At 72.0% G+C, this 214-nt stretch carries 1 protein-coding gene; it reads right to left on the bottom strand.

All coding sequences use genetic code 11. The features are described 5' to 3' along the window. The coding region (locus ASE87_RS16405) for a hypothetical protein (protein ID WP_162235896.1) at positions 1 to 214 on the bottom strand (214 nt) is incomplete at both ends.

Here is a 214-nt window from a genome sequence, read left to right as displayed (position 1 = left end):
GCCGGTGCCGGTGAGGGTGGTGCGTCCGGTGGGCGAGACGGTGCCGTCTCCGTCGATGATCAGTGAGGAGGTGCGGGTGCCGTCGAGCGGGAAGGGGATGCTCTGGTCGGCTGCGGGTCCGCCGGTCTGGACGAACACGGCGGCGGTGTAGGTGGTGGGTCCGAAGCCGCGGCTGATGCTCCAGGTGCCGTCGGCGCGGACCTCGGTGCGGACT

Origin of the sequence: Frigoribacterium sp. Leaf44, assembly GCF_001421865.1 — a bacterium.
Classification (GTDB): Bacteria; Actinomycetota; Actinomycetes; order Actinomycetales; family Microbacteriaceae; genus Frigoribacterium.
Note: the sequence above shows the minus strand (reverse complement) of the source record. Positions and strands in the feature narration are given on the sequence as shown.